Annotated in this window: 17 protein-coding genes; 11 read left to right on the forward strand and 6 right to left on the reverse strand. The window is 65.0% G+C overall.

The annotated features are described in order from the left end of the window. Positions 1-489, forward strand: a complete 489-nt coding sequence (locus AC5Y5C_RS03400; RefSeq protein WP_499968973.1) for a GNAT family N-acetyltransferase — start codon at positions 1-3, stop codon at positions 487-489. Here the strand turns inward: AC5Y5C_RS03400 and AC5Y5C_RS03405 are convergent. Beyond that, complete coding sequence (locus tag AC5Y5C_RS03405) at positions 486-2,414, reverse strand: HNH endonuclease signature motif containing protein (RefSeq protein WP_499968975.1); 1,929 nt, start codon at positions 2,412-2,414, stop codon at positions 486-488. The two genes, AC5Y5C_RS03400 and AC5Y5C_RS03405, sit on opposite strands and share 4 nt — an antisense overlap. Positions 2,415-2,536: 122 nt before the next feature. Between AC5Y5C_RS03405 and AC5Y5C_RS03410 the strand changes: the two genes are divergently transcribed. The 3 genes from AC5Y5C_RS03410 to AC5Y5C_RS03420 are packed head-to-tail and all read left to right on the forward strand — an operon-like array spanning position 2,537 to position 6,029. Next, on the forward strand, positions 2,537-3,577 hold the full coding sequence (locus AC5Y5C_RS03410; RefSeq protein ID WP_499968977.1) for an LLM class flavin-dependent oxidoreductase: 1,041 nt from the start codon (positions 2,537-2,539) through the stop codon (positions 3,575-3,577). Further along, complete coding sequence (locus AC5Y5C_RS03415) at positions 3,574-4,686, forward strand: LLM class flavin-dependent oxidoreductase (RefSeq protein WP_499968979.1); 1,113 nt, start codon at positions 3,574-3,576, stop codon at positions 4,684-4,686. The genes AC5Y5C_RS03410 and AC5Y5C_RS03415 overlap by 4 nt, the downstream gene beginning before the upstream one ends. Then, on the forward strand, positions 4,671-6,029 hold the full coding sequence (locus AC5Y5C_RS03420) for an NtaA/DmoA family FMN-dependent monooxygenase (RefSeq protein ID WP_499968981.1): 1,359 nt from the start codon (positions 4,671-4,673) through the stop codon (positions 6,027-6,029). Before AC5Y5C_RS03415 ends, AC5Y5C_RS03420 begins: the two co-directional genes overlap by 16 nt. Here AC5Y5C_RS03420 and AC5Y5C_RS03425 read toward each other — a convergent pair. Next, positions 5,991-6,722 (reverse strand): MBL fold metallo-hydrolase, encoded by a 732-nt coding sequence (locus tag AC5Y5C_RS03425; RefSeq protein ID WP_499968982.1) that lies wholly within the window; start codon positions 6,720-6,722, stop codon positions 5,991-5,993. The two genes, AC5Y5C_RS03420 and AC5Y5C_RS03425, sit on opposite strands and share 39 nt — an antisense overlap. A gap of 85 nt (positions 6,723-6,807) precedes the next feature. Between AC5Y5C_RS03425 and fgd the strand changes: the two genes are divergently transcribed. The 5 genes from fgd to AC5Y5C_RS03450 are packed head-to-tail and all read left to right on the forward strand — an operon-like array spanning position 6,808 to position 14,465. Beyond that, on the forward strand, positions 6,808-7,821 hold the full coding sequence (gene fgd, locus AC5Y5C_RS03430; protein ID WP_499968984.1) for a glucose-6-phosphate dehydrogenase (coenzyme-F420): 1,014 nt from the start codon (positions 6,808-6,810) through the stop codon (positions 7,819-7,821). 28 nt (positions 7,822-7,849) lie between these two features. Continuing rightward, a complete protein-coding gene (locus AC5Y5C_RS03435; RefSeq protein WP_499968986.1) occupies positions 7,850-8,200 on the forward strand; it encodes a PNPOx family protein in 351 nt (116 codons plus the stop codon). Positions 8,201-8,230: 30 nt separating this feature from the next. After that, positions 8,231-11,233, forward strand: coding sequence for an alpha-mannosidase (locus AC5Y5C_RS03440; RefSeq protein WP_499968988.1), 3,003 nt, complete (start codon positions 8,231-8,233; stop codon positions 11,231-11,233). Further along, entirely contained in the window at positions 11,230-13,317 is a 2,088-nt protein-coding gene (gene pta / locus AC5Y5C_RS03445) for a phosphate acetyltransferase (RefSeq protein ID WP_499968990.1), read from the forward strand. The genes AC5Y5C_RS03440 and pta overlap by 4 nt, the downstream gene beginning before the upstream one ends. Further along, positions 13,314-14,465 carry an acetate kinase gene (locus AC5Y5C_RS03450; RefSeq protein ID WP_499968992.1) on the forward strand — a complete coding sequence of 384 codons (1,152 nt, stop codon included), beginning with the start codon at positions 13,314-13,316 and terminating at the stop codon, positions 14,463-14,465. Before pta ends, AC5Y5C_RS03450 begins: the two co-directional genes overlap by 4 nt. Here the strand turns inward: AC5Y5C_RS03450 and AC5Y5C_RS03455 are convergent. Genes AC5Y5C_RS03455 through AC5Y5C_RS03465 form a run of 3 tightly spaced genes read right to left on the reverse strand, consistent with a single transcriptional unit; the run spans position 14,454 to position 19,056 of the window. Continuing rightward, a complete protein-coding gene (locus tag AC5Y5C_RS03455) occupies positions 14,454-16,748 on the reverse strand; it encodes a serine/threonine-protein kinase PknG (protein ID WP_499968994.1) in 2,295 nt (764 codons plus the stop codon). The two genes, AC5Y5C_RS03450 and AC5Y5C_RS03455, sit on opposite strands and share 12 nt — an antisense overlap. Next, entirely contained in the window at positions 16,748-17,731 is a 984-nt protein-coding gene (locus tag AC5Y5C_RS03460; RefSeq protein ID WP_499968997.1) for a glutamate ABC transporter substrate-binding protein, read from the reverse strand. Before AC5Y5C_RS03460 ends, AC5Y5C_RS03455 begins: the two co-directional genes overlap by 1 nt. After that, entirely contained in the window at positions 17,728-19,056 is a 1,329-nt protein-coding gene (locus AC5Y5C_RS03465; protein ID WP_499968999.1) for a GlnX family signal transduction membrane protein, read from the reverse strand. Before AC5Y5C_RS03465 ends, AC5Y5C_RS03460 begins: the two co-directional genes overlap by 4 nt. Before the next feature lie 77 nt (positions 19,057-19,133). Here AC5Y5C_RS03465 and AC5Y5C_RS03470 point away from each other — a divergent pair, with 77 nt between their 5' ends. Next, positions 19,134-19,673, forward strand: a complete 540-nt coding sequence (locus tag AC5Y5C_RS03470) for an NUDIX domain-containing protein (protein WP_499969347.1) — start codon at positions 19,134-19,136, stop codon at positions 19,671-19,673. 9 nt (positions 19,674-19,682) lie between these two features. Further along, positions 19,683-20,048: a hypothetical protein gene (locus AC5Y5C_RS03475; RefSeq protein WP_499969001.1), complete on the forward strand. Its 366-nt coding sequence runs from the start codon at positions 19,683-19,685 to the stop codon at positions 20,046-20,048. A 5-nt stretch (positions 20,049-20,053) separates the two neighbouring features. Here AC5Y5C_RS03475 and thiE read toward each other — a convergent pair whose 3' ends face one another. Further along, positions 20,054-20,728 (reverse strand): thiamine phosphate synthase, encoded by a 675-nt coding sequence (thiE, locus tag AC5Y5C_RS03480; protein WP_499969003.1) that lies wholly within the window; start codon positions 20,726-20,728, stop codon positions 20,054-20,056. Between the last annotated feature and the right edge of the window lie 5 nt (positions 20,729-20,733).

Raw genomic sequence — 20,733 nt, forward strand, 5'->3', positions numbered from 1 at the left:
ATGACGGCATGTGAGGACCTACTGCAGTTCACGACGGTCCAGCAGCAGGACCCGCTTGCCGCTCCGTTACTCGCCGAGCTGGCGCTGGAATACAGCACCCGATACGGCGGAACTCTCGACGAGCATCACGAGTTCCTGGTCAACTATCCGGCCGTCCACTTCACCGCTCCCGACGGCGGTCTACTGATCGGCCTGCAGGGCGGTGTGGCTGTGACCGGTGGCGCGTTCCAGCGGTATGACGCGGATACCGCGGAGCTCAAACGCATCTGGACGTCCAGTGCCCACCGTCGTCAGGGCCTGGCGGGGCGCACTCTGGCGGCGCTGGAGCTGGAGATCCGCAGCCGTGGGTACCGGCGTATCTACCTCACCACCGGCCCGCGCCAACCCGAGGCCAAGGCGCTGTACCTCTCCGCGGGGTATCGACCGCTCTACGACCAGGCCCTGTCCGCCGATGAGGTCGGTATCCATCCGTTCGAGAAGGACCTCTAAGCGGCCCGGGCCCATCGCGGGCTGGCTTGCCGTCGCCGCGCCCCGATCATGAGGTGGTCGTGGTAGCGATCAGCCAGGCTCTGCAACTCGGCGCGCACCTCGGGGTCGAGGGTGCGATCCACCTCGCGCTGTGAAGGGCCGGTCTCATCGCCGTAGTGAACTTCCCACCACGTTTCCTCAAAGTAGAGCGCTTCCCCCTCGGCGACGGTGAGGTCATCGGGGCAGGAGTATCCGTCGACACGGGCGAGCGGAAGCTCGTCGACAATCTGCGTCCCCGCCGGGACCCGGCCTAGCTCTGGTTGCGTCACCCCGCAGTCGCCGGTGCGCGCGGCCCAGCGGATGGCGCCGTTGGTCATCCGGCTTGCACGCAGACGCCGACGCGTCTTCAGGTCATGGTGGTCATGGCACACCGGATGCAGGTTCTCGAAGATCGTCCACCCACCGCACATGGGGGCGTCATGATCGAACTCGACGATACGGTCCAGCTCGCAGCGCGCTGACGACACCGAACAGCCGGGGAAGGAGCAGGTGGAGAAGGTCGTGCGCACCGCATCGGCAAGCGCAGCGCCGGGCCGATAGTTGAGTGCACCGGCCGGTGGGTCGCCATATCCGCCGTATCCGCCGTATCCGCCGTGACCGTCGGGATGCGCGGGCACGGCGGGCCCGGGCTCCGGCGGGGCGGCCTTGCGGGGTGGCGCATCAATGACCGGTGCCGGCAGTGGCGTGCGTTTGACCGTGGAACGCCCCACCACGGTCGGCACCATCTTGCGGAGTTCGATGAAAATCGCCTGCCAGTGCGCATTTTCAGTGATCCTGCGCGCCAGTTCCGGGTCGATGACTGAGCCGTCACCGAGCCGCGCAGGATTGTTGGCCAACCCCAGCAGCGTCTCCAGGTCCACCACCACCTGGGCGAGATGTAGATGCTGAGGTGGCGCCTTGATGCCCAGGTACGGGCAGTCGCTCATGCCGCACTGGCATGGGATGTGGTGCCCGCCTGCGAGGACCGACATGAAGGCATCCGCCATGCGCTGCCCGCGTGTCCGAGGATCATGCCGGCACACGGTGGACGCCACGTCTTCGATTCGCCGCTCGGCCGTCCTGGCCTCCAACAGCGTGAGATGTGCGGTCAGGAAGGCCATGCCGTCCGGGTTGGGCTGCACCCGGACGTAGCGATTGCCCGATGCCTGTTCGCGAGCTCGGGCCGCCTCGTCGGCGTTGTGTCTGATCCACTGGCGCCAGATTGCAGACCGGAGGCGTTGCGGTGGAAGCGTCTTCGCCAGCTCAACCATTTCGGCACTGATCGCGTCGACGGTCTCTTGTGAGGCGGCTGCCAGTACCGAGCTGATCACGCACGCATGGGCATAGGACAGTTCGCCATCGAGAAACGGCTTCTCCACCAGCGGCATCCGTCGACCGATTTGCTCGGCGCAGGTGATCAAGGTGGAGGTGGCCGACCGCGATAATCCCAGTGCCAAACCGATCTCAGCGCGCGCCAGCCTGATGCCCGTCAGCTCTTCGCCGTACTCGGCAAGCGATTGGCACATGCGCTCTTCGAGAACCCGTAGAGCCAGGAGAACTCGTTGCGCCGCAGCGCGATTCTCGTGGCGGGACCGCTCGCGCATCTGATCGAGTAGTCCAGCCACCAGCGTGTCGGGGTCCGTATCCGGCTCGAAAGCGGGGTCTATCCCGGCGTCGGGTGGGCAGACCCCCTCGCCGGCATCGATCCGCCGGAACAGCTCGTTGCGTTCGAGGCGCCGCCGTGACTCCTTGCCGGACTCCCATTCTGCCCGAGCTGCCTCGTCGGCCAACCATCGTTCGATGGGATCGATGAACGCCGCGCGCTCCGCGTCCTCCTCGGCGGCCTGCATGGCCATCATGAGGTCGGCCTCATCGCGAGAGGGAAGCCTGATCCTCGCATCGAACATATGTTCGAGTCTAGTTGAGTTTTCTCGCGAGGGTCAAGGACGAATTTCGGTTACTCAGGACCCCTTTCCTTCAGGCTGAGATTAACGCCGTTATCACGCGGTTCGCGGACGTTGAGCCAACTGTGACGACACTTCTCGGCCTGGCCCTGGATGGGTACGGGTGGCATCCCGAGCAGGGCAAGCACGCGGGCGGCGCGCTCACCGGCAAGTATTGGGCCGAACAGGCCCAGCACGCCGAGCGCGGGCTCCTGGATTTCGTGACGTTCGAAGATACCTTCGCCCGCACCCCCGGCGGCCGTGTCGATGCGATACTCACCGCCGCGCGCGTGGCTCCCACGACGACGCATATCGGACTCATCCCTACCGCGCCAGCCACCCACAATGAGCCGTTTCACCTCTCCAAATCGATTGCCACCCTGGATATCGTGTCCGGTGGCCGTGCCGGCTGGCAGGTGACCATCGCCGATTCCGGGGAAGAGGCTGACGTGTTCGGTCGCACCAAGGTGCTGCCGCTGCAAGACCTGCTGGAGGAGGCCACGGACTCCGTGGAGGTGGTTCGTCGGTTATGGGACAGCTGGGAGGACGACGCCGAGATCAGAGACGTGGCGACGGGGCGCTTCATCGACAGGGACAAGCTGCACTACGTCGACTTCGAGGGCCGGTTCTTCTCGGTGAAGGGGCCGTCCATCACGCCGAGGTCCCCGCAGGGGCAGTCAGTGGTCGCAGCACTCGCCCGGAGCCGTCCCGGACAGGCCTTCGCCGCGAAGAACGCCGACCTGATCTTCGTCACCCCGCACGATGGTGCCTCCGCGACCGAGATCCCGGCGCGGCTGCACAACACGGCGGGGCATCGCACCATCAAGGTGCTGGCAGATCTGGTGGTCTCGTTCGGTCGTGACGACGAATTCCACTCGGATGCCGCAATATTCACCGGTCAGGCCGCTGAGCTAGCCGACCTCGCCGCGCAGTGGCATGAATGGGGGATCGACGGACTGCGCCTGCGGCCCGCCGTCAATGCGCTCGACATCCCGGTCATAGTTGACGAACTCGTGCCCCTTCTGCAGACCCATCACGGGTTCCGTACCGAGTATGAGAGCGGAACGCTGCGCGAACGGCTCGGCCTGCCTGCCGCCACCAACCGCTACGCAAGGAAGTCGGCATGAACGTCCCACTCTCGGTTCTCGACCTGTCCCCGGTCAGCGAAGGATCGGATGCCACCGCGGCACTGCGTAATTCGATCGACCTGGCCCAGCACGCGGAGCAGTGGGGTTACCAGAGATACTGGCTCGCCGAGCACCATTTCGTCTCGGTGGCCAGCACAGTTCCCGCACTGGTCATCGCGCATATCGCCGCAGCTACTCACCGGATCCGGGTAGGTGCCGGCGCTGTTCAGATTGCCTCGACCACGGCTGCCGCAGTCGTGGAGAGCTTCGGCATCCTCGATGCGCTCTACCCGGGGCGTATCGACCTCGGCCTCGGACGAACGGGCCATCGCATCAGGGACCGTCTCGCCGGAAACGAGCAGAAGCCCGAACCGGCACCGGCACATGATGTTGACGGGTTGTTCATCCCGCGGGCGCCGGCAGAGTTCGGCATCAAGGACAACCCAAAGCTACGGGCCACTGTTGCGGCCCTGCAGCAGCCGGGCGCGCAGATCGCCGACTTCGACCAGCAGGTGTCCGATATTCAGGCGTTCCTCGATGGCACCTATGTGAGCCCGGAAGGTGTTGCACTGCATATTCGTCCAGGCGAGGGTGCCGATCTGCCGTTATGGCTCTTCGGCTCCAGTAAGGGTGAATCGGCCCAGGTGGCGGCGCGGCGCGGTCTACCGTTCGTGGCGAACTACCACGTCACCCCCTGGTCCACGCTGGAGGCCGTGGAGGCCTACCGCGATGCGTTCCGGCCCTCGAGGGCGCTGACGGAGCCGTATGTCGTTGTCTCCGCGGATGCCGTGGCCGCCGAGGACGAGCACACGGCCCGCCATCTCGCCAGTACATTTGGCCGCTGGGTGCACTCGATTCGGTCGGGGAATGGAGCCATCCCGTACCCCAATCCCGATGGAGCGCAACCACTTACCGATGAGGAACGTCGGCAGTCGGAGGACCGGATTTCCACCCAGTTCGTCGGCGATGCCGGCCAGGTCGCCGAGCGGCTCGACACCCTGGCCAGGGTCACCGGCGCGGACGAGCTCGTCATCACCTCCATCACCCACCGGCACGAGGACCGGCGCAGGTCCTACGAGCTCATCGCCAAGGAATGGGGACTGATCTGATGGCGGATACCCAGGTCCGGGAAGGCATACACCGCAAGCCGATTCACCTCGCCGCGCACTTTCCGGGGGTCAACAACACCACGGTATGGTCTGATCCTGCGTCGGGGAGTCAGATCGACTTCGCCTCCTTCGTGCACGTGGCGCGCAGCGCCGAGCGTGGACTGTTCGACTTCTTCTTTCTCGCCGAGGGCCTGCGATTGCGCGAACATCGGGGCCGGATCCACGATCTCGATGTGGTCGGCCGGCCCGACACCTTCACGGTGCTGGCCGCGCTGGGCGCCGTCACCGGCCGGCTCGGGCTGGTGGGGACCATCAACACCACCTTCAACGAACCCTTCAATGTGTCAAGGCAGTTCGCCTCTCTCGATCATCTGACGGACGGGCGCGCCGGCTGGAACATGGTCACCTCGTCCGATGCCTTCACCGGTGAGAATTTCCGGCGCGGCGGTTTCCTGGACCATGCCGATCGCTATCACCGGGCCGAGGAATTCATTACGGTGGCCCGCAAGTTCTGGGACAGCTGGGACAACGACATCCACCCGGTAAACCACAAGGGGCCACAGTTCACCGTCCGTGGTGTGGCGACCGCACCCGCCTCTCCGCAGCGGCATCCGGTGCTACTGCAGGCCGGGGATTCCGCGGACGGGCGTGACTTCGGCGCCAAGCATGCCGACGCGTTGTTCACCATCCACTCCTCGATTCCTGCGGGGCAGAAGTACTACGCCGACGTCAAGGCCCGTGCCGTCGCCCACGGTCGAAACCCGGATCAACTCAAGGTCTTCCCGGGCGTCACCTATGTCCTCGGCGATACCGAACAGGAGGCAATCGAGAAAGCGGCATACATCAGGGACCAGCAGGTGGGCCCGCAGACCGCCCTGGCCTATCTCGAGCAGGTCTGGGGTCGCGATCTCTCCGGGTACGACCCGGATGGGCCGTTGCCGGACGTGGAGCCGACGGGGGACGACTCGATAACCCGCGGCAAGGCGCGCCACGGTGACCCGCGGGAGATCGCCGCGAAGTACCGGGAGCTCGCGGAGGCCAAGAATCTGTCGATCCGTGAGTTGATCAAAGAGGTCACCTCGCGCCAACAGTTCATCGGTACCCCGTCACAGGTGGCGGCGGAGGTGGACCGCTACATCCAGGCCGACGCCTGCGACGGATTCATCCTGGTCCCGCATCTGACACCGGCCGGCCTCGACGACTTCGTGGATACCGTGGTGCCGCTGTTACAGGAGCGTGGCGCTTTCCGCACCGAGTACCAGGGTGAGACCCTGCGCGAACATCTCGGGCTCGACGCCGTGACCTCACTGGCGCAGGGCGATCTCGACCGCGTCGCGCAGTGACCCCGTCCATGCCGGACCGTGCCCGGGAGCCAGCACGTCGGCCTCCACGTCGGCAAGGGCCTCGGCGCTGCGGCGTGCCTGCTCCATGTCCTTGGTGAATGGGGTGGGCAGCAGCTGAGGTCCCGAACGGGTCGCGATCGGGTGCCCGGTGATGATGGCGTCCCCGACCACCAGCACGTGACCGGCAACCAGGAACGAGCAGTGACCGCCGGAATGTCCGGGTGTCGGGATGGGAACGGGCGCTCCCGGCAGATCCGCGAGCTCGGGACCGATCGGAGCCGCCGTCGGAATGCCATCACGGACCCCGGCTCCGAGACGCATCGCGTGGATGATCCACGGCAGCCATCCGGGACGCCACAGGTTCAGTGCCACTTTGAAAGGTTGGGCCTGGTCCACGTAGTCGCGGCGCACATTTCCCAACTCGGCGTTGTGGGCATATACCGGAACGCCGTGCTCGGCGGCCCACCAGATCGCCGTCCCCATGTGGTCGATATGTCCGTGCGTGAGCACCACCGCGCGCACGTGCTGAGGTTTGTGCCCCAGCGCCGCAATCGATTTCAGTACGTCGTCGCGATCCCCCGGGTAGCCCGAATCGAAGAGTGCGACACCGGAGTCATCCGATGCGATCACCCAGTTGACTGCCTCCCCATTGACCACGTGCACGGCGTCACTGACCTGGGTGATCTCGACCATGAAATAGAGAGTAATGAGTCCTTGGTTAGGGTGGTTGGAGAACTTGCGATGAGCGGTAAGCACCCTTGAGGCGAGGAGCGCGCGGATGGCACGGGAACTGAAGCTGGGATATAAGGCGTCGGCGGAGCAGTTCGCGCCGCGTGAGCTTGTTGAGTTGGCGGTGGCTACTGAGTCGCATGGTTTTGACAGTGCCACTGTGAGTGATCATTTCCAGCCGTGGCGATACAACGGTGGTCATGCGCCGTTCTCGCTGGCGTGGATGACTGCTGTGGGTGAGCGCACCCAGCGGCTGCAGCTGGGTACCTCGGTGCTGACCCCGACATTCCGGTACAACCCGGCGGTCACGGCGCAGGCGTTTGCGACCATGGGCTGCCTGTATCCGGGCCGCATCTTTTTGGGTGTGGGCACCGGTGAGGGGCTCAACGAGATCGCCACCGGGTTCATCGGTGAGTGGCCCGAGTTCAAGGAGCGCTTCGCGCGGCTGCGCGAGTCGGTCCGGCTCATGCGCGAACTGTGGACGGGAGAGCGTGTTGATTTTGAGGGTGACTACTACCGCACCCAGGGTGCGGCCATCTACGACGTGCCCGAGGGCGGCATTCCGGTCTACATCGCTGCGGGTGGCGCCGTCGTGGCCAAGTACGCCGGACGTGCCGGTGACGGATTCATCTGTACCTCGGGCAAGGGCGAGGAGCTGTACAAGGACAAACTGATTCCCGCCGTGCGTGAAGGGGCAGAGTTGGCGTCGAAATCCTTCGAGGATATCGACCGGATGATCGAGATCAAGATCTCCTATGACCCCGATCCGGAGAAGGCGCTGGAAAATACCCGCTTCTGGGCGCCGCTGTCGCTGACCCCTGAGCAGAAGCACAGCATCCACGACCCCATCGAGATGGAACGTGCTGCCGACGAGCTGCCCATCGAGCAGGTCGCCAAGCGCTGGATCGTTGCCTCCGACCCGGACGAGGCGGTCGCCAAGGTCGCCGATTACGTGGGCTGGGGCCTAAACCACCTGGTGTTCCACGCCCCCGGTCACGATCAGAAGCGGTTCCTGGAACTCTTCAAGAACGACCTCGAACCCCGGCTACGGAAGCTGGGATGAGCACTCGCGCAAAGACCTGTAGGCACAGATGAGTTCCTTGCTGCGGCGTTTCGTCGATGCGGTCAATACCGTGCCGGTGATAGCGCTGAACGTGCCGGGGCTGCGCAGCCTGGCGGGCCGGTACTTCACCGTCGTCACCTACACCGGCCGCCGGTCCGGACAGATCTTCAGCACGCCTGTGAACTACTGGCGCTCAGGGGACGACATCGTGATCTGGGTCGGCATCCCTGAATCCAAAAAGTGGTGGCGCAACTTCCTCGGAGAGGGCAGGCCGCTACAGCTCTGGCTCAATGGAGTTGACGTGCCCGGTTACGGAATCGCGAGAAAAGACGACAGCGGCCGCGTGACGGTGACGGTCCGTCTGGGCGAGAGCGCCTAGAGCGAAATAGGTAGCCGATAGGGTCGAGTCATGCATGACGATCGGCGCATTGTTGAGGACCGCATTCGGCGTTTCGTCGACAAGCGCCTGAACTGTGCCGTCTACGTGGATTCGGCGCCGCTGACGCTGAGCGCGTGGGCCGTGCCCGGGGAGCCCGTGCCGTTCGCAGAGGCGGTGACGCGGGACTTCACCGAGATCGCTCCCGGGGCGCCGTGGGGTCCACCGTGGTCGACGATGTGGCTGCACGTGACAGGAACCGTGCCGGAGCAATGGCGCGGTCGGTCCGAGGGTGCCCCAGAGATGAGGGTGGAACTCGGCTTCACGGGAGGACCGGGCTTCAATGCCGAGGGTCTGGTGTATCGACCCGACGGCACCGTGGTGAAGGGGATCGCGCCGCGCAATGCGTTCGTGCCCATCGATGATCCGGATGCTCCGGTGGACTTCTACATCGAGGCCGCTGCCAACCCGGACATTGGCAAGCACTTTTGGTCGCGAATGCCGTTGGGGGACAAGGCCACCTCGGGAGAAGAAGCGCTGTATCGGCTGGGGGGAATCGATCTAGGGCTACGTGACCTGAACCTGTGGGGGCTGCAGCAGGACATTGCCACCCTCGACGGGCTGATGCACACGCTCCCCGAGGATCTGCCGCGTCGTCACGAGATCCTGCGCGCCCTCGAACGCATGCTGGACACGGTGGATCCCGATGATCTCGCGCGTACCGCGCCGGCCGGGCGTGCCGAACTTGCCGAGGTGCTGGCGCGCCCCGCTTACGCCAGTGCTCATCGGATCACCGCTGTCGGGCACGCCCATATCGACTCGGCCTGGTTGTGGCCGGTGCGTGAGACGGTCCGCAAGTGCGCGCGGACCTTCTCGAACATGGTCGACCTGATGGACCGGCATCCCGATTTCCGGTTTGCCTGTTCCTCGGCGCAGCAGTACGACTGGATCAAGGACAAGTACCCCACCCTGTTCGCGCGTATCAAGGACAAGGTCGCTGTGGGACAGTTCATTCCGGTGGGCGGCATGTGGGTGGAGGCCGACACGAACATGCCCGGTTCGGAGGCGATGGCACGCCAGTTCGTCGCGGGCAAGCAATTCTTTCTCGACGAGTTCGGGATCGACACCCCGGAGGTGTGGCTACCCGATTCGTTTGGTTACTCCGCGGCAATGCCCCAGATCGTCGCCGCATCAGGTTCGGAATATTTTCTGACACAGAAGATTTCGTGGAACTCAGTCAACCGGATGCCGCATCACACCTTCATCTGGGAGGGGATCGACGGCACCGGGGTGTTCACGCACTTCCCGCCCGTCGACACCTACAACTCCGACCTCGGTGGCGGCGACCTCGCCCATGCCCAGCGGAACTATCGCGACTCCGGTGCGGGCACCATGTCGCTGGTGCCCTTCGGCTACGGCGACGGTGGCGGTGGCCCCACGCGTGAAATGCTGGCCTACGCAACGCGAAAGCGCTCCCTGGAGGGATCACCCAGAGTGCACCTGGGCGCCCCGGCGGAATTCTTCGCGGCCGCTCAAGCCGAGTACGTCAACCCACCGCGCTGGTCCGGTGAGCTCTACCTTGAGCTGCACCGCGGCACCTACACCTCGCAGGCGAATACCAAGCAGGGCAATCGCCGCAGCGAGCATCTGCTGCGCGAGGCGGAGTTGTGGGCGGCGACGGCGGCGGTACGGACCGGCTTTGAATACCCCTATGCCGAGCTGGATGAGATCTGGAAGCTGGTGCTGCTGCAGCAGTTCCATGACATTTTGCCTGGTAGCTCCATAGCCTGGGTTCACCGGGACGCCGAGCGGAACTATGCGGCGATCGCGAAGAGACTCGAAACCATCATCGAATCGGCGATACGGACCTTGGCAGGTAAGGGCGACCGCAGACTGATCTTCAATGCCGCGCCACACGATCGCGACGGGGTGCCCGCACTGGGTGCCGCCGTCGCCGACGAGCCGAGGCCGGTCACTCCGACGACAACCAAGGGAGGGTTCCTGCTGGACAATGGAATTCTCGCCGCCGCCTTCGACACCGACGGTCTGTTGGTCTCGCTCGTCGACGCTGCCAGCGGCCGGGAGGCGATGGCAGCGCCCGGGAATCTGCTGCAGTTGCACCGCGATACGCCGAACCAGTGGGATGCCTGGGATATCGACGGCTTCTATCGCAACACCGTCATCAATCTGACGTCGGCGAACTCGGTGGTCGTCGTGAACGGTGCGCTGGTCATTGAGCGGACATTCGGCAATTCGCACCTTGTGCAACGGATCACACTGTTAGACGGGTCGCCCACACTGGACATCGATATCGACATCGACTGGTACGAAACCGAAAAGCTGCTCAAACTGGCCTTCCCGTTTGATGTGCACGCCGACCGGTCGGCATCGGAAATCCAGTTCGGCCATGTGTATCGGCCAACACACGCCAACACTTCGTGGGACGAGGCCAAGTTCGAGATATGCGCGCACCGCTGGGTACATGTGGGCGAATCCGGGTACGGGGTGGCGGTGGCCAACGATTCGACCTATGGGCACGACATCAGCCGACGCGGATCCACCACCATGGTGCGGATGTCGCTACTGCGCGCCCCGTTGTTCCCGGACCCCGATTGCGACCAGGGGCATCATCGGCTGAAGTTCTCGGTGCGGCCCGGTGCGGGGATCGGCGACGCCGTCGAGCAGGGATACCGGCGCAACCTCACCCCGCGGAGTGTCGACGGCGCGGTGGAGAACATCCAACCGCTTGTCGGCCTGGATAACCCGGCCGTCGTGGTGGAATCGGTGAAGCTGGCGCTGGATGGCTCGGGAGATGTCATCGTGCGGCTGTACGAGTCGCGCGGCGGACGGGCCGATGCAAAGCTCCACACCAACTTCGGCCACCAACGGGTGATCGTCACCGACCTGCTGGAGCGTTCCGTCGAAGCCGTAGAGGCATCTGGCAGCGTCAGTGTCGACGGCGACGCGATTCATCTGACACTCCGACCATTCAAGATCTTGACGCTGCGATTTCCCGGCGTAGAAAGGCGCGCATGACCGAGGCTAGAGCATCGAAGGCATCGAGTATCTATATTGCCTCGCCCGAAGGCGACACCGGAAAGTCCACCGTCGCACTGGGTGTAATGCATCGGCTGGCCGCAACGGTGGCACGGGTGGGTGTCTTCCGCCCCATCGCGCGGTCCGGGGAAAGCGTGGACTACATCCTGGAACTGCTGCTGGAGCAGAGCACCGCCGATATCGGATATGAGGACTGTCTCGGCGTCTCGTACCACGACGTGCACCAGGATCCGGACGCCGCTATCGCCGCAATCGTCGACAGATACCACTCGGTCGCGGAGCGCTGCGACGCCGTGGTGATTGTCGGTAGTGATTACACCGATGTCGCCAGCCCCAGCGAGCTGAGCACCAACGCACGTATCGCCGTCAATCTCGGCGCCCCGGTGCTCTTGACCATCAAGGGATTCGATCGGACCCCCGGGGAGGTGGCGGCTCTGGCCGAGGTCTGCCTCGGTGAGCTCAAGGCGCAGCGTGCGCACACCGCGGCCATCGTCGCCAACCGGTGCAGACCCGATCAGCTGGAGGAGGTGCGCCAGGCGCTCTCGCGGTTCGACAAGCCCGCGTGGGTGCTGCCCGAGGTGCCGCTGTTGTTCTCGCCGTCTGTCGAAGAACTCATGAAGGCGGTCAACGGCTCGTTGCTCAGCGGTGACGAGGCGCTGATGTCACGCGAAGCCACCAGCTTCATGGTGGCGGGCATGACGGCCGAACACTGCCTGGAACGGCTGCAGGAGGGTCAGGCCGTCATCTTCCCCGCGGACCGCTCCGATGTGCTGCTTGCGGTGGCGAGTGCTCATGTGGCAGAGGGGTTTCCATCGCTATCGGCCATCATCTTGAACGGCGGACTCAAGTTGCACCCGCGGATCTCCGATCTGGTGGACGGGATCGGGCTGAGGCTGCCGATCATCACGACCGATTCGGGGACGTTCGAGACCGCGAGCGCAGCAGCGCATGCCCGCGGCCGGGTGACCGTCGCCTCCGCGCGCAAGATCGACACCGCACTCGCGCTGATGGACAGGTATGTCGACGGCGCAGATCTCATTGCGCAGCTTGCCATTCCGATACCATCCGTCACCACGCCGCAGATGTTCGAATACCAGCTGCTGGACAGGGCGCGGGACAACCGCAAGCGCATTGTGCTCCCCGAGGGTGATGACGACAGGATTCTCAAGGCGGCCGGGCGGCTGCTCCAACGTCAGGTCGCTGACCTGACCATCCTGGGTGAAGAAGCCGAAATTCGTTCCCGTGCTGCCGAGCTCGGTGTCGACATCTCGAACGCCATTGTCATCAGCCCTAAGACAAGTGAGCTTGCCGAGCAGTTCGCAGGCCAGTATTTCGAGCTGCGTAAGCACAAGGGCATGACGGCCGATCGTGCGCGCGAGATCATGCGCAACGTCTCGTATTTCGGCACGATGTTGGTCTACAACGGCATCGTCGACGGCATGGTCTCGGGCGCGGCGCACACCACCGCGCACACGATTAGGCCGGCGTTCGAGATCATAAGGACGATGTCCGGGGTCTCCACGGTATCCAGCATCTTCTTGATGTGCCTGGCCGACCGCGTCCTGGCATATGGCGACTGCGCCATCGTGCCCGACCCGACCTCCGAGCAGCTGGCCGATATCGCCATCTCCTCGGCACGGACCGCCGCACAGTTCGGTATCGACCCGCGAGTTGCGCTGCTGTCGTACTCGACGGGAACCTCGGGTAGCGGTGCCGAGGTTGAAAAAGTACGCATAGCAACCGAACTGGTTCGCTCCAGGCAGCCTGAACTGCTCGTGGAAGGCCCCATCCAGTACGACGCGGCGGTGGAACCGTCGGTGGCGGCCACCAAGATGCCCGACTCTCCGGTCGCCGGCCGCGCGACGGTGCTGATCTTTCCTGACCTCAACACCGGAAACAACACCTATAAGGCCGTGCAACGCAGTGCCGGCGCCATCGCCATCGGGCCGGTCCTGCAGGGATTACGCAAGCCCATCAACGATCTGTCCCGTGGGGCACTGGTGGAGGACATCGTCAACACCGTGGCCATCACCGCGATCCAGGCACAGGATCTGACCCGATGAGCGTCGATGAGCAGCTTGCGCGAAGAGAATCGGGCTCAGTACTCGTCCTCAACTGTGGTTCGTCCTCGGTGAAGTATCAGCTCATCGAACCGGATTCGGGCCGGGTGGACGCGCATGGGCTGGTGGAGCGCATTGGCGAGGAGCCGATTCGCAATCACGAAGAGGCGCTGAGGCTGGTGTTCGACTCGATCGACACCGGCGACGTGAAAGTGGTCGGCCATCGTGTGGTGCACGGCGGGCAAAAGTTCCATGAGCCCACGGTGCTCGACGACGCGGTGGTTGCACAGATCGCCGAGCTGTCTTCACTGGCGCCCCTGCACAATCCGGCGGGGGTGCAGGGTATCGAGGTCGCCCGCCGCCTGCTCCCGGACATACCGCAGGTGGCGGTGTTCGACACCGCGTTCTTTTACAGCCTGCCGCCCGCCGCGGCGACGTACGCGCTCGATCGCGAGGTCGCCGAACGATATGGCGTGCGCCGCTACGGATTCCACGGTACGTCGCATCAGTACGTGTCCCAGCAGGCGGCGGGCTTCCTGGGGAGGGGGCACGCGGAGATCAGTCAGATTGTCCTGCATCTGGGCAACGGCGCATCGGCGTCGGCCATTCGTGGTGGGAGTGCCGTAGAAACCTCGATGGGGCTCACTCCGCTGGAGGGTCTCGTGATGGGCACCCGCACCGGCGATATCGATGCAGGCATCGTGTTCCATCTGGCACGCCACGGCATGAGCATCGACGAGATCGACACGGTGTTCAACCGGCGCTCGGGCATGCTCGGGCTATGCGGTGCCAACGATTTTCGTGAGATCCACCGACTGATCGAGTCCGGAGACGCCGCGGCACAGCTGGCCTACGACGTGTACGTACACCGGCTCCGCAAATACATCGGCGCCTACATCGCAACGTTGGGAGGTGCCGATGTCATCTCGTTTACCGCCGGGGTGGGGGAGAACGATGCGGTGCTGCGGGCCGACGCCATGGCCGGACTGGAAGTGTTCGGTATAGAGATCGATGCCGAGCGGAACCTGGTGCGATCCGGTGAAATTCGCCGAATCTCCGCCGATGCGTCACGGGTTGCGGTGCTGGTGGTGCCGACCAACGAGGAACTGGCCATCGCCAGGGCGGCGGTGGGAGTGGCCTTAGAGCAGTGACGTCGGGCGCGTGGCGTTGGCCAGGTCGACCAGGGCGTAGCGGTGGGTGCGTTCGGTGGCCCGGCGTGCCAGTGCTCGCAGGCTCCTCTCGACGCCCTGACGCAGGCCGCGTTTGGTGAATGGAACACCCAGGATGTGATGCCCGGTCGAATGATTCGTTTTGATCCAGTCCAGCGCGGTCCCGAGTACCAGCGCCCTGATCTGCAGCACCCGCGGCTCCGTCTCGGGCAATGCCTCGACCCTGCGAGCGGCCTCGCGGATATCGTCCTCGGTGACCTCCGAGAGCGTCCGGCCAGACAACAGCGTGACGGCACTGGTGAGGCGCGCAGTGGTGAAATGGCGTGAGGTGGGGGGCACGTTGTCGAGCATGCGCACCGCCTCGGCCCGCTCCCCGCGTGCGGCCAGGGTGCGGGCCAGCCCGTATCCCGCGGAGATGACGCTGTTGTCGGTGGACCACACAGTGCGGTAGAGGTCCAGATTCTTCTCGTCACTGGCAAGTTCGGCGGTCGCGGCCAACGCCATCTTGGGTGCGATCTCGCCGGGCAGGAAGTCCAGGACGGCGGTGAAATGCTTGGTGGCCTGGTCGTAGTCGCCGTTGAGCAGTGCCGCCATACCGCGATACCAGGTCAGCCGCCAGGGTGTGCCCACCCGATCTTCGAGCTGATCGAGCTTGCTGTTGGCCTTGGCGATATCACCCAGATCGAGGAGCGCGCGGGCCTCCATCAGCGGTAGCTCCATCGATTCGGTCAGATCCACGCCGTCGGCGTCTATCCGGCCCAGCCGTGCGGCCTTCAGCGATTCGAGAGTCTGTATCGGCTGGCTCAGCACGGTGGCCTGCAGGATCGCGGCACCCACATCGGTGGGATCCAGAAGTGGAACCTGAAGGGCCGTTACGATATCCGGCGCCGTCAGGCTCGGCGGATGGGCCAGCCCGTCGACGTACACGTCGGTGTGTGCCACCAGCAGGTCAACCCCGAACGTGGAGCGGGACGGGCTGAACAGCGTGGACATACCCGGCCGTGGGGTCCCGGAGTCCAGTGCCACCACCTCGCGCAGCACCCCGACCAGCTGCGTCACCATCTCCTCGGCACTACCGAATCTCGCGGTGGGGTCGGGATCGATGGCGCGGCGCAAGAGCCGGTGGTAGGAGTCGTATTTGGTGAGTATCGGGTCGTCGCTTGGCAGCCCGTCCTTGTACCGGCCCTTGCGGGTGGGCATCCGCAAGGTCAGCACCGCGAGGGTTCGTCCCACCGTGTAGATGTCCGAGGCGACCGTCGGGCCGGTCCGCGAGATCTCGGGCGCCTGGTAGCCGGGAGTTCCGTACAGGTTGCCGTAGGCGTTCAGTGAGGCCACCGCACCCAGGTCGATGAGTTTGAGTTGCTCCTCGGTGATCATGATGTTCTCGGGCTTGAGATCGTTATAGGCGAGCCCGACCGAATGCAGGAACCCGAGTGCGGGAAGGATTTCCAGCATGTAGGCGATGGCCTGCGCGACGGGAAGGGTGCTGCCCTTGGGCTGTTTGAGTGAGGTGCCGCCGACGTACTCCATCACGATGTACCCGACGGGATTCCCATGCTGATCCGGGTGCTCGACGAAGTTGAAGATCTTCACGATCGAGGGATGAGCCACCTCGGCGAGGAATCGCCGCTCGGCCATCGCGATGTTCTGTGCCTCGGCGTCGCCGGCATGCACCAGGCCCTTCAGCACCACCGGCCGGTCGTTGACATTGCGGTCCACCGCGAGGTAGATCCAGCCCAGGCCACCGTGGGCGATGCAGCCCTTGATGGCGTATTGCCCGGCAATCACGTCGCCCGGATTCAGTTGTGGCAGAAAGGAGAAGGTGGCGCCGCAGGCAGGGCAGGTGCCCTCGCTCTGGGCAGGGTGCTCGTCCCCGGGTTTCTGGCTGGAACGCCCTACCGGTTTACCGCAGTTCCAGCAGAACCGTTTGGATTCCTCGACAACGGGATTGGTCATCAAGGCGGCCAGCGGATCGATTTCCGGAACACGCGGGATCTCGACCAACCCACCGCCGAGCCGGCGGGTGGGGGAGAGCCGAACCCGGGTGGTGGTGGCGCGGACCTCGGGCTGGGTGGTGGGCTGCGTTGTCGGCTGGGTGTGGTCCGGGGCCCGGAACACGGCCTGGGTAGCCATGGGGCGCATCGTCGAGGCGGAGTCGGCGTCTAGGTCGGCGAGGGTTGCGGGTCGCGTGCCCGGGCCCTCGTCCTCGGGTGTGTCGTCGGCGAGCTCATCTGGATCTTCCCGGCCGTCGGGCTGTTCACTCATCAGTCCCGGTACTTTGCACTCGGGGGCGCGGGTGCGGGCCCCAACACACTCAACCATTTGCGGTACAAGGCATTCCAGGTTCCATCGCGCCGGACGCGCTCCAGGGTGCGATTGACGAACCGGACCAGATCCGTGTTATCGAGCCTGATGCCGATACCGTACGGTTCATCGCTCATGTTGGGTCCGATGATATGTAGATACGGGTCCTGAGACATCAGACCGGCGAGAATCGAGTCGTCCGTGCTCACCGCATCGACCTGCCGTTGCTGCAGTGCCACAAGGCAATCCGCCCACGTCACCACCGACATGATCACCGGGGGCGGCGTGATCTGCGAGAGCCGGTTCAGGGAGGTGGTGCCGCGTGCGGCGCACACGCGTCTACCGGAGAGGTCCTGCGCGTTGGTGATACCCGAATCACGCGAGGTCAGAATCCGCTGATAGTTCATCAGGTAGACGGTGGAGAAGTTGACCTCCTTGCGTCGCGCGCAGGTGATCGTCATGGTCTTCACCACGATGTCGACGGTCGAGTTCTTCAATGCGGCTGTGCGATCCGCCGAGGACAGGATCCGGTACTCGACCCGCTCGGGGGTGCCGAAGATATCGCGGGAGATCTCTCCGGCGATATCGACGTCGAACCCGGTCAGCTCACCGGTGATCGGGTCTCGGAAGCTGAACAGGTTGCTTCCGATGTCCAGCCCGACGATGAGCCGGCCACGCTTGCGGATCGCGGCCACCGCATCGTCGTTGGCGGCCCTGTCATTGGTGGGTCGCAGGCTCGCGGTGGGGTCACATGAGGTGTCCACCTTGTCCGGGAGCGTGCGGTTGGGTTCCTGTTCGGTCATTTCGGCCGGGGTCGGCCTCGGCACCGTGAGTTGCGGCAGCGGGGTGGAATTCTCGGGTGTCGAGCATCCGGCCAGCACGGTGGCGACGACCGCCAACGCTCCGAGCCTGCGGGCGGCGCCCTGTAGCGCGCGCCTCGTCATCGGTACTCACTCAGTCTCGGCCAGAGACCGACTCCGACGCAGATCGCGCCGCTCACCGAGAGGATCAATGCTCCCGCCGAGGACAGGGTCAAGGCGCGCTCGGCGTTGAGGACACCCGACCGGAGCTGACGTCGGCTGTCCTGCACACCGTTGCGCAGCGCCGCGTCGAGACTGTCGAAGGCCGGTGTCGAGTCCGATTCGCTGCTGCCCAGGGCCACCTGAGTGGCGGCTTGGTAGTTGCCTACGCCGATGTAGGCGTTGATCCGGTCATCGGCCTGTCTCCACCTGGTGAGCAGTTGTTGCGCCCGCTCCAGGTCCGCACGGGCGATGGCATCCGGATCCGTCAGGTACTCGCCGATTTTGTGTTCCATCTCGTCGATGCGGTCGTAGTACGACTTCTTGCGGACGTTCTCATCGCCCCGGCGGATCAGTGCGAGCGTCTCGTCGGCACGGGCCTGCTGGGCAGAGATGACCAGTTGGGTGATGGTTTTCAGCGAATGAGCGCCGCCATTGCGCGCGTCGGTGCCCAGTGAGGCGGAGACGGCCAGTGCGATACCCACCCAAACCACCATAAGCAGTAGGGCCGCGCCACCGGCCAGCATGCCGGGATTGATCATGCGCCGGGTCTTCTTGGACAACCAGCGATGGCCGAAGACCCCGCCGATCATGGTGCCGAGCACGATGACGATCACCGGGAAGGGCACTCGAGTGGACGCGCTCGTCTCCTGGTCGACGTGGTTGGACGTCTCCTCGTAGAGGCGCTGCGCGTCCGGGAGGATCGTGTGTTGCATCAGCGCGGACGCCTCACTGAGATACGAGGCGCCGACGGGGTTGCTTGCCCGGTTGTTGGTACGTGCGGTCTCGATCAATCCGGTGTAGACCGACAGTTCGGCATTGATCCGGCTGAGCAGCTCCTGCATCGGTCTGTCGGTAAGACCGCTGGAAGCGGCGACGAGCGCGGTCGAGGCATCGGTGATCGCCTGCTCATACCGTTCCCGAACACCCTGCGGTTCGGTGCCCGCGATGAACGCGGTGGTCGCTGCGGCATCGGCGACCGACAGGGTGCTGTACAGCTGTCCGGCCGAATAGGCCAATGGTTCGGTGTGGTTGAGCACCGTGCTCAGGGCCAGCTGCCGATTTTGCACGCTCGCCGAGGTGGCCACCGCGGACAGCACGCCGGCGGTGGCCAGGACGATACCGAGCATCAGAATCTTGCCGGGTGTGGACTTGAGGAACCACCACCACGGATGAGCCGGCACGACGGGTGTGGTCGCGCCGACGGGCTCGGTCGACGGGTGCGCTAACCGCGTCGTCCCGACAGTCACCTCTTACCTTCCTCTCCCCGGCCTTAATGGAAAGTCTAAGAGCATATTTAGCCTTTGGTGGCTCTACTGTGGACTCTGTGCGTGGCGACGGTGACGGATGGGTTGTCGCTGACACGGGTGCGCGATTCTGGGGACGGTTCGGGGCGGCAGGTTTGCTGCTGCGCGCACCACTGGAGAACGGCCAGCCCGCTGTGCTGCTGCAGCATCGGGCCTGGTGGAGCCATCAGGGGGGTACCTGGGCGTTGCCCGGGGGTGCGCGGGACAGCCACGAGTCCGCCGAGCAGGCGGCGCTTCGCGAGGCCGCAGAAGAGGCGGGAATCGCACCGGGCGCTATGACCATTCGTTCCTCGGTGGTGACGAAACGTATTGACGGCCAGGCGCACTGGACGTACACCACGGTCGTCGCCGATGCCGCCGAGCTGTTGCCCACCGAGGCCAATCACGAGAGCACCGAGCTGCGGTGGGTGCCCGAGGACAAGATCGAGGGGATGCGGTTGCATCCCGGGTTCAAGTCGGCCTGGCCGATGCTGCGGGTTGTCGCGATGTTGCCACGTGGCGTGGACGGGCTGGGCACTGTCGAACTTGAGCCCGGGCGTTTCGCCTGGCAACTGCCGTAGCGTTCGAGTATGCGCATCGGATGTGTTCTGGCGTTGGCGATGATCATGAGCGTACTGATGGGCGCCTGTTCACCGGCGGAACCCGAGTCCGGCGACCGCAACGAGGTGGTGGCCACGGTGCTCGCTCGTATCGAGGCTGACCTGGGCAAACCCGTCAAGCTCGAGGTGCAGACGCTGAACATCGCTGGCGGCTGGGCATTGATCGACGGCACGCTGCAGGACACGAATGGCACCAACCCGACGCGGTATGAGGGCTTACTCACCAAGACCGGCCCCAAGTGGACCATCCTCGAGAGCGCGATCGGCGGTATCGACGAGGCGCGGGTGGGCTGGAAGGCGAAACATCCAGACGCCCCGGCACAGATATGGCCCTGACGTCGTCACACCCGGCGAGGGAGCAGCCCGCGCAGTGAGGCCGCCGCCGCGCGGGGATCGGCCGCCGCGGTGATCGCGCGCACCACCACGATCCGCGACGCTCCGGCGGCGACCACCTCGGGCACCCGCGCCTCGTCGATACCGCCGATCGCGAACCAGGGCCGAGAAGTCCCTAGGCCAGATGCTGTTCTCACAAGACCCAACCCGGACGCGGTGCGCCCCGGCTTCGTGGGCGTCGGCCAGCACGGTCCGCAGCAGAAGTAGTCGACATCGGCATCGTCGGCGGCCGCGGTGGCCTGCTCGGCATCATGGGTCGACCTGCCGATCAGCACATCAGGCCCGACGATCGCTCGGGCGACCGCGAGAGGCAGATCGTCTTGGCCGAGATGCAGGATGTCGGCCCCCGCCGCACGCGCGATATCGGCGCGGTCGTTCACCGCGAACAGGGCACCATGACGGGCGGCGGCCGCACCGAGAATCGCCAAACAATCGAGTTCCTCGGTGGGCTCGAGCCGGCCGAACTGCTGCTCACCGGCCGACCCCTTGTCGCGTAGCTGCACGATGTCGACGCCGCCGGCGAGGGCGGCGTCGACGAACTCGGCGAGATCGCCGTGCTCCCGACGGGCATCGGTGCAGAGATAGAGGTGAGCGGACTCAAGCCGGGCCGAACGCGGGTGCATAGTCG

This window comes from Mycobacterium sp. NGS15 (assembly GCF_059813245.1).